Origin of the sequence: Bradyrhizobium sp. LB14.3, from assembly GCF_040547985.1 — a bacterium.
In the GTDB taxonomy this organism is placed as follows: Bacteria; Pseudomonadota; Alphaproteobacteria; order Rhizobiales; family Xanthobacteraceae; genus Bradyrhizobium.
In genome coordinates, this window is record NZ_JBEPQT010000012.1 from 134,253 (window position 1) to 149,024 (window position 14,772).

Annotated in this window: 13 protein-coding genes; 4 read left to right on the forward strand and 9 right to left on the reverse strand. The window is 63.8% G+C overall.

Features of this window, described 5'->3' with window-relative positions:
* Window positions 1-2 precede the first annotated feature (2 nt).
* The 9 genes from ABIB00_RS22205 to ABIB00_RS22245 form a co-directional block, all read right to left on the reverse strand.
* A complete protein-coding gene (locus ABIB00_RS22205; protein WP_247340947.1) occupies window positions 3-836 on the reverse strand; it encodes a phosphoenolpyruvate hydrolase family protein in 834 nt (277 codons plus the stop codon).
* Between the two features lie 3 nt (window positions 837-839).
* Window positions 840-3,053 carry an ABC transporter permease gene (locus ABIB00_RS22210; RefSeq protein ID WP_354105858.1) on the reverse strand — a complete coding sequence of 738 codons (2,214 nt, stop codon included), beginning with the start codon at window positions 3,051-3,053 and terminating at the stop codon, window positions 840-842.
* Window positions 3,046-3,828 (reverse strand): ABC transporter ATP-binding protein, encoded by a 783-nt coding sequence (locus ABIB00_RS22215; RefSeq protein ID WP_354105906.1) that lies wholly within the window; start codon window positions 3,826-3,828, stop codon window positions 3,046-3,048. The genes ABIB00_RS22210 and ABIB00_RS22215 overlap by 8 nt, the downstream gene beginning before the upstream one ends.
* Window positions 3,821-4,954, reverse strand: a complete 1,134-nt coding sequence (locus tag ABIB00_RS22220) for a branched-chain amino acid ABC transporter permease (RefSeq protein WP_354105859.1) — start codon at window positions 4,952-4,954, stop codon at window positions 3,821-3,823. Before ABIB00_RS22220 ends, ABIB00_RS22215 begins: the two co-directional genes overlap by 8 nt.
* A 1-nt stretch (window position 4,955) precedes the next feature.
* The gene (locus ABIB00_RS22225; protein ID WP_247444862.1) at window positions 4,956-5,966 is read right to left on the reverse strand and encodes a branched-chain amino acid ABC transporter permease; all 1,011 of its coding nucleotides are present in this window, start codon (window positions 5,964-5,966) and stop codon (window positions 4,956-4,958) included.
* 200 nt (window positions 5,967-6,166) lie between these two features.
* Window positions 6,167-6,994 (reverse strand): helix-turn-helix transcriptional regulator, encoded by an 828-nt coding sequence (locus tag ABIB00_RS22230; RefSeq protein WP_354105860.1) that lies wholly within the window; start codon window positions 6,992-6,994, stop codon window positions 6,167-6,169.
* A 130-nt stretch (window positions 6,995-7,124) separates the two neighbouring features.
* Window positions 7,125-8,375, reverse strand: coding sequence for an ABC transporter substrate-binding protein (locus tag ABIB00_RS22235; protein ID WP_354105861.1), 1,251 nt, complete (start codon window positions 8,373-8,375; stop codon window positions 7,125-7,127).
* Between the two features lie 313 nt (window positions 8,376-8,688).
* Window positions 8,689-9,423, reverse strand: coding sequence for an SDR family NAD(P)-dependent oxidoreductase (locus tag ABIB00_RS22240; protein ID WP_354105862.1), 735 nt, complete (start codon window positions 9,421-9,423; stop codon window positions 8,689-8,691).
* 15 nt (window positions 9,424-9,438) lie between these two features.
* Entirely contained in the window at window positions 9,439-10,473 is a 1,035-nt protein-coding gene (locus ABIB00_RS22245) for a LacI family DNA-binding transcriptional regulator (RefSeq protein ID WP_247444858.1), read from the reverse strand.
* Between the two features lie 198 nt (window positions 10,474-10,671).
* On the opposite strand from ABIB00_RS22245, the gene ABIB00_RS22250 reads away from it, so the two are divergent.
* The 4 genes from ABIB00_RS22250 (at window position 10,672) to ABIB00_RS22265 (ending at window position 14,766) form a co-directional block, all read left to right on the forward strand.
* Complete coding sequence (locus ABIB00_RS22250) at window positions 10,672-11,973, forward strand: ABC transporter substrate-binding protein (protein WP_354105863.1); 1,302 nt, start codon at window positions 10,672-10,674, stop codon at window positions 11,971-11,973.
* 109 nt (window positions 11,974-12,082) lie between these two features.
* Window positions 12,083-12,922, forward strand: a complete 840-nt coding sequence (locus ABIB00_RS22255) for a carbohydrate ABC transporter permease (protein ID WP_247444856.1) — start codon at window positions 12,083-12,085, stop codon at window positions 12,920-12,922.
* 4 nt (window positions 12,923-12,926) lie between these two features.
* Window positions 12,927-13,754 (forward strand): carbohydrate ABC transporter permease, encoded by an 828-nt coding sequence (locus tag ABIB00_RS22260; RefSeq protein WP_354105864.1) that lies wholly within the window; start codon window positions 12,927-12,929, stop codon window positions 13,752-13,754.
* A gap of 7 nt (window positions 13,755-13,761) precedes the next feature.
* Window positions 13,762-14,766 carry a zinc-dependent alcohol dehydrogenase family protein gene (locus ABIB00_RS22265; RefSeq protein ID WP_354105865.1) on the forward strand — a complete coding sequence of 335 codons (1,005 nt, stop codon included), beginning with the start codon at window positions 13,762-13,764 and terminating at the stop codon, window positions 14,764-14,766.
* Window positions 14,767-14,772 lie beyond the last annotated feature (6 nt).

Genomic DNA, 14,772 nt, shown 5'->3' on the forward strand with positions numbered 1-14,772 from the left:
CGTTATCGCGCGCCGATCGCCTTGAATTTGCGCACCTGATCCGTCAGCGCCCGCTCGACCGGCAGCCGCTCCATCGAGGAGGCGCCGTAGAAGCCGTGGCAGTGGCGCGTATTCCTCATGATGAAATCGGCATCGTCCGGATCGGCAATCGGTCCGCCATGAGCGAGCACCAGAATGTCTGGATTGACGCTGAGCGCGGCGGAGGCCCAGGTGTCGATGTGCGCTGGGCAATCCTTCAGCTTGAGCGCGGTCTGCGCGCCGATGGTGCCCCCGGTCGTCAGGCCTAGATGACAGACGATGATATCCGCGCCCGCGATCGCCATCGCGGCGGCTTCCTTCTCGCTGAAGACGTAGGGCGTCGTCAGCAGGTCCTTCTCGCGCGCCTTTGCGATCATGTCGATCTCCAGCGCATAGGACATGCCGGTCTCTTCGAGGTTGGCGCGGAACACACCGTCGATGAGGCCGACGGTCGGAAAGTTCTGCACGCCGGCGAAGCCGAGCGCCTTCAACTGATCCAGGAAAAGATCCATGTCGCGGAACGGATCGGTTCCGTTGACGCCTGCGAGCACTGGCGTCCTGGTCACGACGGGCAGCACTTCGCCGGCCATTTCCAGCACGATGGCGTTGGCGTCGCCGTAAGCCATCAGTCCCGCGAGCGAGCCGCGGCCGGCCATGCGGTAGCGACCGGAATTGTAGATGACGATGAGGTCGACACCGCCGGCCTCCTCGCATTTGGCCGACAGGCCGGTGCCTGCGCCGCCGCCGACGATGGGCTCGCCGCGCCTGGCCATGTCGCGGAATCGTTTCAACAGTGCTGCGCGTTCAAACCGGGCCATCGGTCACCTCGCTAGTCTCCGGCGCGCCCCGGTGCGGCCGAACAATGTTCGGAACGCGCCGACAATGGTGGAGGCGAACTCGGGATCGTTGATGTTCTTGGAGACGCGGATGAGCTGACGGTTGGCGGTCTGCCGCACGTTCCGTTCCAGCGCGCGGAACAGCGCCGCATCGGCGTCCGGATCCCAGAATGGCTGTCCTCGCGCGTCGAGCGCGGAGACGCCGCCCTCGGGCAGGAAGAAGCGCACCGGGCCGTCCATCCGGTTGAGCCGATCGGCGACCCATTGCCCCATGCGCTCGTTCTCCTCCGCCGTGGTCCGCATCAGGGTGACCTGCGGGTTGTGGGCGTGGAATTTCCTGCCGCGGTAGCGCTCCGGGATGGTCTCGGGGGCACCGAAATTCACCATGTCCAATGCGCCCACCGAGCCGATGTAAGGCACCCGGCCGCGGATGATGGCGCCAAAGCGGTCGTCGGTTGCCGGAAACACGCCGCCCATCAGGAGATCGCCGACCTCCGTGGTCGTGAGGTCGATGACGCCTGCGAGCTGTCCGGAATCGACGAGCTTCTCCATTGAGCGGCCGCCAACGCCGGTGGCGTGGAAGACGATGCACTCGAAATCCTCGCCCAGGCCGGCCGCGATCTTCTGTACCGCCGGCGTCGTGACCCCGAACATGGTGATGCCGACCGACGGCAATCCGCTGTCGCCGCGATCCTTGCGTGCATGCTGTTCGAGGCGCGCCTTGACCATGCCGGCCAGCGCGTTGGCGCCATTGGCGAGCACGGCGCGTGAAATCGAGTTGAGGCCCTGCACGTCGGCGACCGAATGCATCATGGTGATGTCCGCGGGACCGACATAGGGCCCGACGTCGCCGGAGGCGACGGACGAGATGATCAGCTTCGGCACCCCGACAGGAAGGGTCCGCATACCCGGTGCGACCAGTGAGGCCGCGCCCGAGCCGCCCGCCGAAATCACGCCGGCAACATTGCTCTGGCGCCGCAGCCAGCTGGCGAACGCCTCGGCCATCGCGGTGACGGCGGCGCCGCGGTCGGGTCCGAACACCGCCGATCCGCCCCGACCATGGTTCAAGGCGATCTCCTGGGCGGAGACGTCGCTGGCCGCGTGCCTGCCGCTGGTGGAGACATCGACCAATCGCGTGCGCAGGCCGGCCCCCGTGATGATGTCGCGGATGAAGCGGAGCTCCGTGCCCTTGGTGTCGAGCGTACCGACGACGAGCACGACCGGGTGGCCCTGCGTTTGCGCCGCGACCGGTTCGCGCCTGCGCCGTGCCGTCTCGTCGAGACGCATCGCCTGTGTCGAGAACGTACGGGCGGCCGCCTCGATGCGAGCGATCGGCACCGGCTGCGACCAGCGCGTCGGCGGCGTCGGGTTCGACATGTAGATGCGGATCGCGCCGCCTGGGCGCGCTTGCCGCGGGGCGGGCTTCGCCTCCGTACCCGCTGCCGGCGCGTCGAGGTCGAGCTCGAGCTCGGCGTGCAATCCGACGCCGAGCAGGCGCTGCTGCAGTTCGCGGTCGGCGGCCAGCCGCGCCGAATCGATGATGCGGTTGACGCGACCGTTGACCATGATGGCGACGTTGCGCGACACGGCGGTCGCCACGCCAATATTCTGCTCGATCACAAGGACGGACATGTCGCCGTCCTCGCCAAGCTGTAGCAGCATCTCCTCGACCTGGGCGACGATAACAGGCGCAAGCCCCTCGGTGGGTTCGTCCATGATCAGGAGCCGCGGGTTGGTGAGCAATGCGCGCGAGATCGCGAGCATCTGTTGCTCGCCGCCGGAGAGTTGGCCGCCGCCGTGATTCTTGCGCTCGGCCAATCGCGGAAACGTCTCGTAGATGCGCTCGACCGTCCAGGCGCCGCGGCGCAAGCCTGCAGCAAGCTGCAGATGCTCGTCGACGCTGAGCGAACGCCACAGGCGCCGTCCTTGCGGGACGTAGCCGACGCCGAGTCGGGCTATGTGGGCGGGCGGCCGCCGGGTAATGTCATCGCCGCGGACGCGGATCGAGCCGCCGCTGACCGGCGCCAGCCCCATGATGGCCTTGCACAGAGTGGTCTTGCCCATGCCGTTGCGGCCGACGACCGAGAACACGCCGGCCTCGAGCGTCAGGTCCACGCCCTGCAGCGCATGCGAATGGCCGTAGTAGACGTCCAGGCCGCGGACTTCGAGCGCGGCTGCGGATCGGCGGGCCTCACTCATGGCCGCCTCCGAGGTAAAGCTCCTGCACCTCGGGATCGGACTCGATCTCCTGCGGACGGCCTTCCTTGAAGATACGCCCGTTGTGCATCATCGTGACGCTCTCGACGACGCGCAGGGCCACGTCCATGTCGTGCTCGATGATGATGTAGCCGATATGCGCCGGCAGTGAGGTCAATATCTCGATCAGCTCGGCACGCTCGGTCGGCGACAGTCCTGCGGCCGGTTCATCGAACAGGACGAAGCGAGGCGCGCCGGCAAGCGCCAGTGCGATCTCGAGCTGGCGCTGCTGGCCATGTGCGAGCTCGGCAACGTGCTGATCCTTCACGCCCGTGAGATGGACGGCCTGCACGAGATTTTCGGCCGCGTGCATCAGCGCGTCGTTCTGGCCGGGGCGGAGAAACGAGAAGCGCCCCCGTGAGACGCCACGGCAAGCGAGATAGACATTGTCCTGGACTGTGAGGCCGGGGAACAGCGCGGAGATCTGGTAAGTCCGGCGCAGGCCGCGGCGGATTCGCTCATAGGGCGGGAACTGCGTGACGTCCTCGCCGAAGAAGCGGATGGTGCCGGAAGAAGGCGGGAAGTCGCCGGTGATGCAGTTGAACAGCGTGGTCTTGCCGGCGCCGTTGGAGCCGAGCACGGCGCGCCGTTCGCCGGGGCGGACGGTAATGGTGACGTCGGTGAGCGCCGCGAGCGCGCCGAACATGCGCGTCACGCCGCGAAGCTCCAGCGCTGCGCCGGCACCGACGGCAGAGAGGCGTTGCGCGACGCTATCCATGGCTGGATCCTTGGCCAGATCCTTGGCCAGATCCTTGGCCAGATACTCGGCCACGTCGGCCGCTTGAACTGACCGCGCCGGAACGTTGGCGCTGCCGCCAGCTCTGCCAGAGCCCGATGACGCCGTCCGAGGACCAGAACACGATGGCGAGGAAGCCAAGGCCGATCAGGAGCCGGAAGCGGTTGCCGTCGAGCCCCAGCTTGACCAGGAAGTCGAGGGCGAAGGTGCGCAGCAGCACGAAGATCAGCGCGCCGATAAAGGGACCGATGGGCCGCGTGATGCCGCCGACCACTGCGATGATGAGGATATCGATGCAGGCTGCAACGCTCACGGATCCCGGCGAGATCTGTCCATAATTCCAGACTTGGAGCACCCCGGCCAGCGCCGCGACAAAGGACGCGAAGGCGTAAGCCGCGACGCGGTGCGCATTGACGTGGAAGCCGAGTGCCGCCATGCGGCGGGGATTGTCGCGCACACCTTGCAGCGCCAGGCCGAACGGGGCGCGAGGGATGTAGTCGACGGCGAAGTAGCAGAGTGCGGCAACCGCGAGCACGATATAGTAGTAGGGAATGTCGGCGCGCCAGTTGACGCCCCAGAAATGCGGCGTGGCAACGGTGTTGATGCCGGTATGACCGTTGAAGATCGCCCAGTTCTGGTTGGTGAAATAATAGAACGCCGCGCCGATCGCGAGCGTGATCATGATGGTGTAGATACCTTCAGTGCGCACGGCCAGCGCGCCGCCAAGCGTGCCGAACATGGTCGCCAGCGCGAGTGCCATCGGAACCGCGAGCCACCACGGCCAGCCCAGGCTGATATTGGCGTTGCCGCTGACGCCGAACACCGCGACCATATAGGCCGAGAAACCAGCGATGGTGAGCTGCATCAGGCTGACCATGCCGCCATAGCCGGCAAGAAACATCAGACTCAGCGCCATGATTCCGAGAATCAGCGCGGTCGCGAAGATCTCGATCAGGAAGAAGCCGTTGGCGATCAGCGGCATGATCAGGAGAATGGCCGCGACGGTCCAGGCCGCTGGATTGTCGATCTCCGGCCATCCGCGCAATTTGGAGCCCTGAACCGCAGCCGTGGGACGAACCGTGACGTGGGCGTCGTGAGCGAGGGACATGTCAGCGCCTCGCCAACAGGCCCTGCGGCCGAATTGCCAGCACCAGCACCATGATCAGGAAGGTCACGACGATAGCGTAGGTCGGGATGTAGACCGAGCCGAGCTGCTCGGCGAGGCCGATGATAAGCGCGCCCAGCGCGGCTCCCGGGATCGAGCCCATGCCACCGACGATCACGACAACGAGGGAGGCGAGCAGGAAGCGGATATCCTCGCCGGGCGAGAGCGACTGGAAAGTCCCGCCGACGACGCCGGCGATGCCGGCGAGCCCGGCGCCGAGCGCGAACACCACCACGAAGACGAGCTGGATCCGCACTCCGGTCGCAGCCAGGATGTCGCGATCGTCAACGCCGGCGCGGATGATCATGCCGATGCGCGTGCGGTTGAGCGCCAGCCACATCGCCACGCCGATCACGACGGAGGCGGCGAAGATCACGAGCCGGACCAAGGGATAGCGCAGATAGACCGGCTCGCCTGATGATTTGATCGCGGTGACCAGCGGCAGCTCCACAGGTCCGATCAGCCAGTTCGGGGTCTGAATCTGATAGAAATCGCCGCCGCAGGCCCACAGCATCAAATCGGCGAACACGATCGAAAGGCCGATCGTCACCATGGTCTGGCGCAGGTCCTGGCCCTCCATGCGGCGGAAGACGAGGACCTGAAGCAGGACGCCGACCAGTGCCGTCAGGATGAAGGCGACGATGAAGCTGAGAACCCATGAGCCGGTCGAGGCGCTGATGGCGTAGCCGACATAGCCGCCGAACAAATAGAGCGAGCCGTGCGCGAGGTTGACGTTGCGCATCAGGCCGAAAATCAGCGTAAAACCGCTGGCGACCAGGAAGTAGAGCCCGCCGAGCGTGATGCCGTTGAAGACGGCGTTGAGGAAGACGCGCTTGCGGCCGATCGCCTCTTCAAGGCCCTGCGGCCACACCGCGAAAATCAGCCAAAGCGCCACCGCGATCGCGATGATGACAATCAGTGCCCAGGCGGGATGGCGTTCGACAAAGCGGGTCATGATCGCCGCTCCGTCTTCACGTCACCCCAACTCTCACCCCGCAAGCGGGGCGAAGGGGCACGCAGACCGTTGCCGGCCGCAAGCCCTGCCATGAACGTGCGCTCCCTATCGAGTGCGATCCTCTTTTCGGGACCGCGTTTGGCGCATCCTAATGCGGCCATAAGGGAGGCACTTGATCGTGAGTATCTTTTCGCGTGCCGTCAGGTGCGCAAAACCTTGGCCGCGCGGCGATAATCGGTCGGCGCCATGCCGACATTGGCGGCGAAGAAGCGGGTGAATCCGCTCTGCGATGAGAAGCCGAGGTCGAAGCCGATATCGGCGATCGGCGCTTCGCTCGCCACCAGCGCCTCCAGCGCCTGCTCCATCATCAGCGTGTTGAGATAGAGGTGTGGGGTGACGCCGGTCTGGGTGCGGAATAGCCGATAGAAATGCGGCCGCGACAGGCCGGATTCGCGCGCGATAGTGTCGAGCTCGATCTCGGCGCCGGGACTCTCCGACATCATCTTGATGCACTTGCGCACGCGAAAATCTGTGACGGAGCCGTTTGCGCGCGGATCACGCGCGGTCGCGGCCTGCTGCCAGCTTTCGTCGTAACAGATATCGATCAGACCTCTCAGCTCGCCATCGAGGCTGTTGAGCGAGGGTGCGCCGCACACGAGGGCGGCTGCGTGCCTGATATGCTTGTCCAGCGCAACCGACCGCGTGAACTGGGTACGGCCGAAGCGCAGGCGGTCGGCGCCGGGCGCATCGGGCGCGAACCACTCCGCATTGACATAGAGTACGAAGAAAACGGCGCCGCCTTCCAGATCGGATGGGAGGAAATTATGCGGCTCCCATGGATTGACCGCGACGACAGAACCTTCGGTGAGTTCGTAATGTCCCTCGCTGACGTCGATGCAAGCGGGACGTCCCCCGACATGGAAGATCAGATGACCTTCGCGATGTGCGTGGATGTTGAAAGGGCGGTTCAACTGATAGACCGTCGCCCGGCCAAAGCGGCCGTGGAAGACGGCGAGCGCCCGGCTCATGCCTTCCCTCCCAAAAACTCTTGTCGTTTTTTGGTAGCGTTCAACAACCAGGGAGAGAATGCAAGGGCGCACGAAGTCCGCGCCTTGCAAATCTCTCCCAAGTCCGCCATCGCTCGCGAACGAGACTACGTCAGTACTTCTTACATTCCGGTACTGTACGGCTTGGCAAACCGATCTTGGCGAACACCGCGGGATCGTAGCCGAGCGTCTGGTTGACGTTCGGAATCACCTTCACGACCTTTGAAAACAGCGCGCCCTTTCCGTCGTCGACGACCTCGGTGACGAAATTGGTGCCGATCGCCTGGCGGTTGGAGTCCAGCTTGATCTTGCCGTTGGGGGCGTCGAGTTCGATCTTGGCGAGTGCTTCCTTGTACTTGGCCTGGTTGTTGGAGAGATCACCGTTGACCTGACGCAGCGCCAGGATCAGCGCCATGGTCGAGCCGTAATAGTTGGTGGCGAGCAGCGAGGGGCTCGGGAAGCGCTTGTTGGGCGGGAAGGCGTCCTGATAGTCCTTCACGAACTTCTGCCAACCGGGGTTTTCCCAGGTGTCGGCCTGGCCGCTCGCGGCCAGCGTGCCGACCAGCGCGTTCTTGGCGTTGCCCTTGGACGACAGGATGGTCTGGTCGATCATGATCGAGCCGCCCATCAGATGCGCCTTGCCGCCGGCCTGTTGGTACTGATTGAGGAAGTTGACGGCGTCGGCGCCGCCGAGGCCGAGATAGATTGCATCGACGTCGTCGGGCAGCGCGGCGATGACCGAGGCAAAGTCCTTGGTGCCGAGCGGCACCCATTGCCGGTTGGTGACCTGTCCGCCGGCACCGCAGAATTCGAGTACGAGGCCGAATACCTGGGTGTAGATGAAGGAGTAGTCTTCGCCGACGGTGGCGATCTTGCGATACTTCTTTTCCTCAAAGGCGTATTTTCCGAGGCCGACCTGCCATTGCGCGCCGTCCATGTTGTAGCGGAAGAAATTCGGAGCCGGATCGACATAGGTCGTTTCCTGGGCACCGGAGGCGGCGTTGATGAAGGTCAGCTCGGGATGGGTCTTTGCAAAATTCTTGACCGCGATGCCTTCGTCTCCGGACAGCGGCGACAGCAGAATCTGCACCTTGTCCTGCTCGATCAGTTTTCGTACGGCCCGGACTGCGGAGTCGGGCGTCGCGTCGGTCGAGGCGATGACAAATTCGAGTTCCTTGTCGCCGACCTTCTTGCCGAGCACGTTGAGGGCCGTCTGGAAGCCGCGGATACCGTCCTCGCCGAGCACGGTGTAGGTGCCTTCGAGCGTCGCGGTGACGCCGACCTTGATCTTCTCCTGTGCGAAGGCGGTGCCCGAAAGTAACAGGCTGCTCAACGCGATCAGTCCTAGACTGCTTTTCAACATTGCTCCCCTCCCTGGGCGTTCTTGTCGCGGTTTTTTACCGCATCCTCGCACGTCCCGCCGCGCGGTGCGGCGTTTTGGCGAGGCTGGCGGTTCTTGAAATGGAAGCTAACCGAACTCGGATGCAGCGCACGTGTCGGAGCCGGGCGCGGCTTAACGGCCAGTCTCATTTTGAATGTTGCGTCGCAAATCGTTCTGCGGTGCACTCTCGCGCATGTCTTCGGCAAAGAGATGAACGAGCAGCGTGCTTGTTGCAGGCTCGGACGCGTCAGTTCTGGCTAATGCGAAGCCCTTTTGGCCGGGAGCGTCGGGTCAATCATCCCGCCAAGAAACCGCCGTCTACGGCAACAACCGTTCCGGTCGCGTATTGCGAGGCCGGCATGCAGAGGAAGGCAACGGCGCCTGCAATGTCTTCCGGTTGCCCCCAGCGCTTGAACGCGGTGCGGTCGGCGATGCGCCGATAATGTGCGAGATCGGTGCGGCCGGCCGCGTTGATCGCCGTTTCGATATAGCCGGGCGCCACGGCATTGACGCGGATACCTTCCTCGGCCCATTTCAAGGCGAGCGCCTTGGTCAGCATCACGACGCCGCCTTTGCTGGCGCAGTAGGCGGGAATCCGCGGCAGCGCCAGCGTGGCATTCATCGAGGCGATGTTGACGATCGACCCTCCTCTCTCGGCGAGCAGCGGACGGAACGCCATGCAGGTTCGGAACGTGCCGGTGAGATTGACGTCGAGCACCTTCATGAAGGTCTCGATTTCGAATTCCTTGTCGCGCGCGAGAATCCCGGCGCAGTTGATCAGCGCGTCGACGCGCTCGTGCTGTCGGGAGAAAGAGGTGACAGCGTCGTCGTTCGTGACGTCGAGCGATGCGAGCGTGAGCCCGGTACGCGATTTCAGCAGGGTGCGCGCAAGATCGGTCTCGTTGGCACCTGTTGCAGTCACCGTTGCGCCGAGGTCGCAAAACTGGTTGCTGATTGCGGCGCCGATGTCGCCGGCCCCGCCGATCACCACGGCATGAAAGCCGGGGGCAAGAGAAAAGCTTGAGTTCATCGCAAGGATCTCACTTCAGGATTTGGGAGGCGAAGCTGTCGATTCGCGGACTACCAGCGAAAAATCGATCTCTCGATGCATGATGGTTTGCTCGCCAGCGAGGCTGCGCACCAGATATTCGCCTGCGCGCTGCCAGGTTTCTCCGGTCGGAACATGGATCGTGGTCAAGCTAGGTCGCAAATGGCGGCTCCAGTCGAGGTCGTCGAAGCCGACGACTGATAGATCGCGCGGCACCGAAAAACCGCTGCGTTCAGCCTCGAGCAGGACGCCGTAGGCGATAACGTCGTTGCCGCACACCACGGCCGTTGGACGATCACTCAGATTGAGGAGATAGCGCGCCGCCTCGCGCGCGTCGTCCAGCGTATAGGGCACCTCGACGTGCCATTGCGGGGGGCGTTCGAGGCCGTTTTCCGTGAGCGCGCGGTGAAAGCCGGCAACGCGGGCGCTGGCGCGGTCGTTGTTGCGCTGGAGGGCCGAGACGATTCCGATGCGGCGATGGCCGAGTTCGATGACATGCGTGGCTGCGCGGTGCGCGGCAGCTTCGTTGTCGGTTCCGACACAGGGGTAGGGCCGGTCCGGCTGATAGATGCCGACATTGATGAAGGGCACTGCATTGTCCGCGAGCAGCTTGCGCAACCCGTCATGATGGCAGTCGCCGCGAAGCACGAGGCCATCGACACCGCGGCTGATCAGGTTGCGCGCCTGCTGTAATTCGACATCGAGATCATAGCCGCTGGTGGTGAGAAACAGCATGTATCCAACCGAGGAGAGATACTGCTGAAGCGAGGCGATACCGCGTGCGAACATCGTATTGTCGATCGTCGGCACGATCGCGCCCAGTGTGCGCGAGCGCCGCGACGACAGGATGCGCGCCGGTGCATGCGGGATGTAGCCGAGTGCCTCGATGGCCTGCGTGATGCGCGCGCGTAAAGAGGGACTTACCGCGTCGGGGTTGTTGAGAACGCGCGAGACCGACGCGGTCGAGACGCCGGCGCGGGCCGCAACGGCGCGGATGCCCTGCTTCACAGATTTGGCGTTCGTCAGTCTCATAAATGTAACGTTACATTGACTTCAGGCGGCCGTTGGGTAGCGGCGATGTTGTAAATCTGCCCTAGATTGTGCGGTTTGTCCATCGCTTGACAGGGCCGATGTGATGCTTAGGATGTAACCGTTTTCAGCTAATGTTCAAACAGATCGCGTTCAAAAAGGTCCGCCAGCTTAAGGCGGGCCAACCGGGAGGAGAGTTCGATGAAGGCCAGGATGCTCGTGACGCACGTCGCGTTGCCGGTTCTCGCTATTGCCGCCGCCGGTGCGCAGGCGCGCGCGGCCGATTTCGACTGGATGAAATTCAAGGGCAAGACGGTCACCTTTCTTGCCAACAACAATCCGGTCTCGCAGGCGCTGCTGACCTACAAGGCCGATTTCGAAAAGCTGACCGGCATGACGCTAAAGGTCGACGGCTATCAGGAACAGCAGATGCGCCAGCGTCTGGTCACGGTCATGAATGCGAGCAGCGACGAGGTCGACGTGTTCATGACGCTGCCCTCGCGTGAAGGCGAACAGTTCGCCGCCGCCGGTTGGTACGGGGACCTCACCGCGATGGCCAAGAACGATGTCGCCACGGAATACGACCCGGCCGGGCTGAGCCAGGCCCTCCTGAAGGCTGCGACATTCGGCGGCAAGCTGACCAGCATGCCCATGAACATCGAAGGTCCTATCTTCTATTACCGCACCGACATCTTCAAGAAATGCGGCATCGAGGCGCCGAAAACCATCAAGGACGTCGAGGCCGCGGCCGAGAAGATCAAGACCTGCGACAGCGCGGTCACGCCGTTCGTCTCGCGCGGCCTCAAGCCTGCGATCGCTTACACTTTCAGCAATGTGCTGCACAATGTCGGCGGCAGCTACATCGCGGCCGGCAAGTCGAACCTCTGCTCGGCCAAGGGCAAGGAGGCACTCGACACCTATAGCCGGCTGCTGCGTGACTTTGGACCGCCCGGCGTCGTCAACTACAGCTTCCAGCAGATTTCCGCGCTCTACCGCAGCGGCCGCGCTGCGATGGCGTTTGAATCGTCGAATGAGTTGCGCACGGTGATGGAAGGCGGCGCGCGCCTCAAGGATACGGGACTCTTGCCGTTCCCGGCGGGCGAGGCCGGGCAGGTGCCAACCACGATCGGCTGGGGCATGGCAGTGTCCTCGCACAGCAGGCAGCCGGACGCAGCCTGGTATTTCGTGCAATGGGCGACCAGCCCCGAGGTGCAGAAGAAGATGGCGCTCCAGGGCATCGCTCCGCCGCGCCCGTCCGTCGCCAAGGATCCTGAATATCGCAAGTGGATCGACGAAGAACCGGTGCGCAAGGAATGGCAGGCCGCGCTCGACGTGCTCGCCACCAAGGGCTCCTCCGAGGTCGGCTATCCCATGGTCGCCAACCCCGAGTCGCGCGAGTTCATCGGCCAAGCCGTGCAGGATCTCATCCTGAAGCAGAAGCCGATCGACCAGGCTTGTGCTGACGCCGACAAGGCGCTCGACGCGCTGATCGCACAGAAGTAACGGCCCGATGCCGGTCGGCTTCGTGCCGACCGGAATCTCAACCGATCAAGGACACGGACGCATGTCTGATGCGGCTGCGACAATAACGCGGGACCGACAGCGACTGGAAATGTCGGCCCTCTCGGCGCCGGCCGTGATCTTCACGGTCGCGATGATCGCGTTTCCGGTCGTCTATACGATCTGGCTCGGCTTCCAGACTTTCTCCTCGACCGGCAAGCAATCCTTTGCCGGCCTCGCCAATTACTCCAAGCTGATCTCCGACTACGAATTCTGGCACGGGCTGTGGATCACCATTGCGCTGTTCGTGCTGTCGCTGATGCTCCAACTCGTCTTCGGGGTCTGGCTCGCGCTGGTGCTGTTCCACGCCAAGCGCTTGCCCGGAATCGTGCGCTCGCTATTCATCTCGCCGTTCATGATGCCGCCGGTGGTGGCCGGCATGATGTGGCTGGTGATCCTCGATCCTTCGCTGGGTGCGGCCAACTATATCCTCCAGTCGTTAGGCCTGCCGCCGTCCGACTGGCTGGCATCGCCGTCACTGGTCATTCCGACCATCGCACTGATCGACAGCTGGCAGTGGACTCCTTATGTCGCTTTGATCGTGCTGGGTGGCCTGCAATCCTTGCCACCGAGCGTCTACGAAGCCGCGCAAATCGACGGCGCAACTCCATTCAAGACGTTCCAGCGCATCACGCTGCCGCTGCTGCTGCCGACGATCGTCACCGCGGCGATCCTGCGCAGCGTCGATCTCCTGCGCTTCTTCGACATCATCTACATCACCACCCAGGGCGGCCCGGGCAACGCCTCGAACACGCTCAACATCTATGGCTTCCGGGTCGGCTTCGAATTCTTCAACATCGGCTATGCCAGCGCGCTGATGCTGACGCTGACAGCGATCGTGTTCGGCGCCGTGCTCGCCTTCAACCGCCTTCGCGGCGCGGTGGCATGGTGACACCATGACGGACGCAGTCAACACCGATCGCTGGATCCGCTGGCTCAATCTGGTGCAGCTCGTGCTGGCCGGAATCATCATCATGGCGCCCACGGTCTGGATGGTGCTGTCCTCGTTCAAGCCATCGTTCGAGGTGACGGCCTATCCGCCGACGCTGGTCTTTACGCCGACGCTGGATAACTATGTCGAGCTGACGAAGACCACGCCGTTCCTGAGCTATGCCCTCAACAGCCTCATCGTCACCATCGGCTCGACTGCGCTCGGGCTGCTGTTCGGAATTCCTGCCGCTTTCGCCGTGTCCTGGACGCGGATTACGTGGCCGGCGATCCTGACGCTCGCGGCGCGCATGGCGCCCGGCACGCTGTTCCTGCTGCCGTGGTACGTCATGTTCAGGCAGGTCGGCATGATCGGATCGTACACGGCGCTGATCCTCAGCCACGCGGTCATCACGCTGCCGATCGTGATCTGGGTACTGCTGCCGTCGTTCGATGGTATCCCGCGCAGCATCTTCGAGGCGGCGCAGGTCGATGGATGCAGCGTTACGCGCATCCTTTGGCGTATCGCGCTGCCGCTGGTGGCATCCGGCGTCGCCGTCGCCGCGATCCTCGCCTTTGTATTCTCGTGGAACTACTTCCTGTTTGCGCTGGTGCTCTCGAATGGTGACACCAAGACGCTGATCGCGGCGGCCTTCAACTTCATCGGCGAAGGCTCGACGCAATGGGGCGCCCTCATGGCCGCGGCGACGTTGATCGCATTGCCGCCGCTGGTGCTGGCCGCCCTGGTTCAGCGCTGGCTGGTGTCTGGGCTGACGCTCGGTGCGGTGAAAGGTTAGGTATCTGATGAATTTGTCACCACGACCGAATTCGATCATGCAGGCGGCGGTCTTCCACGGCCACGACCGCATCACCATCGAGCGGGTGGCGATGCCTGACGTCGGGGCAGGCGAGCTCCTCGTGCGTGTCTCGCGCACCGCGCTGTGCGGTTCGGACTTCAAGCTCTGGCACAAGGGCGCCGAGTTCACCGCTGGCCACGAGATTTTCGGCGTCGTCGAGCAGCCCGGTCACCGCCTGCATGGCCGCCGTTGCGCCGTCTATATTCCCTTGCATTGCGATCACTGTGCCGCCTGCAAGCGCGGCGATACCCAGATGTGCCTCGAAGTCTCCAGCCTGATCGGTTGGAACAGGCCCGGCGGCTATGCCGAATATGTGCCGGTGCCGGAAAATTGCCTGCTTCCGGTGCCCGACGATGTCGAGGACAGCCTCGCGCCGCTCCTGCTCGACACCATCGGCACGTCCGGCCACGCCGTGCGCTTTGTCAGCCGCGTGGTGCCGCCGGGCGAGGCGGGGCCGGTTCTCGTGATGGGAGCAGGACCTGTCGGTCTCGGCGTCGTACTGGCGCTCCGTGCGCTCGGCTACGACGACATCCACATCGCCGATCCGAACGCGGCGCGCCTGAAGATCGCGCAATCGTTCGGTGCGAAGGCGCATCCGGTGGGCGATGCGTCAAAACGCTTTGCCCTCATCATGGAATGCTCCGGCGCGCATGCCGCGCGCAACCTCGGGATCGAACTCGTGCTGCCGCGGGGCGCGCTGGTGTTGGTCGGCGAGAACGCCGCGCCCTGGACTATCGAGGAAGGCAAGGTGTTCCGCCGCAAGGATTTTTACATGATCCGGACCTTCTATTTCCCGGTCTCGGACTTCGAGCCGAATGTCGAGTTGCTACGCAAGTACAAGGACGAGTACCGCGTGCTCGTCGATGGCGAGTTCGGCCTGTCGGCTCTGCCCGAGAATTTCGCGCGGTTCGCCAAGGGCGAGTTGATCAAGCCAGTTCTGGCGCTGGATTAAACGATC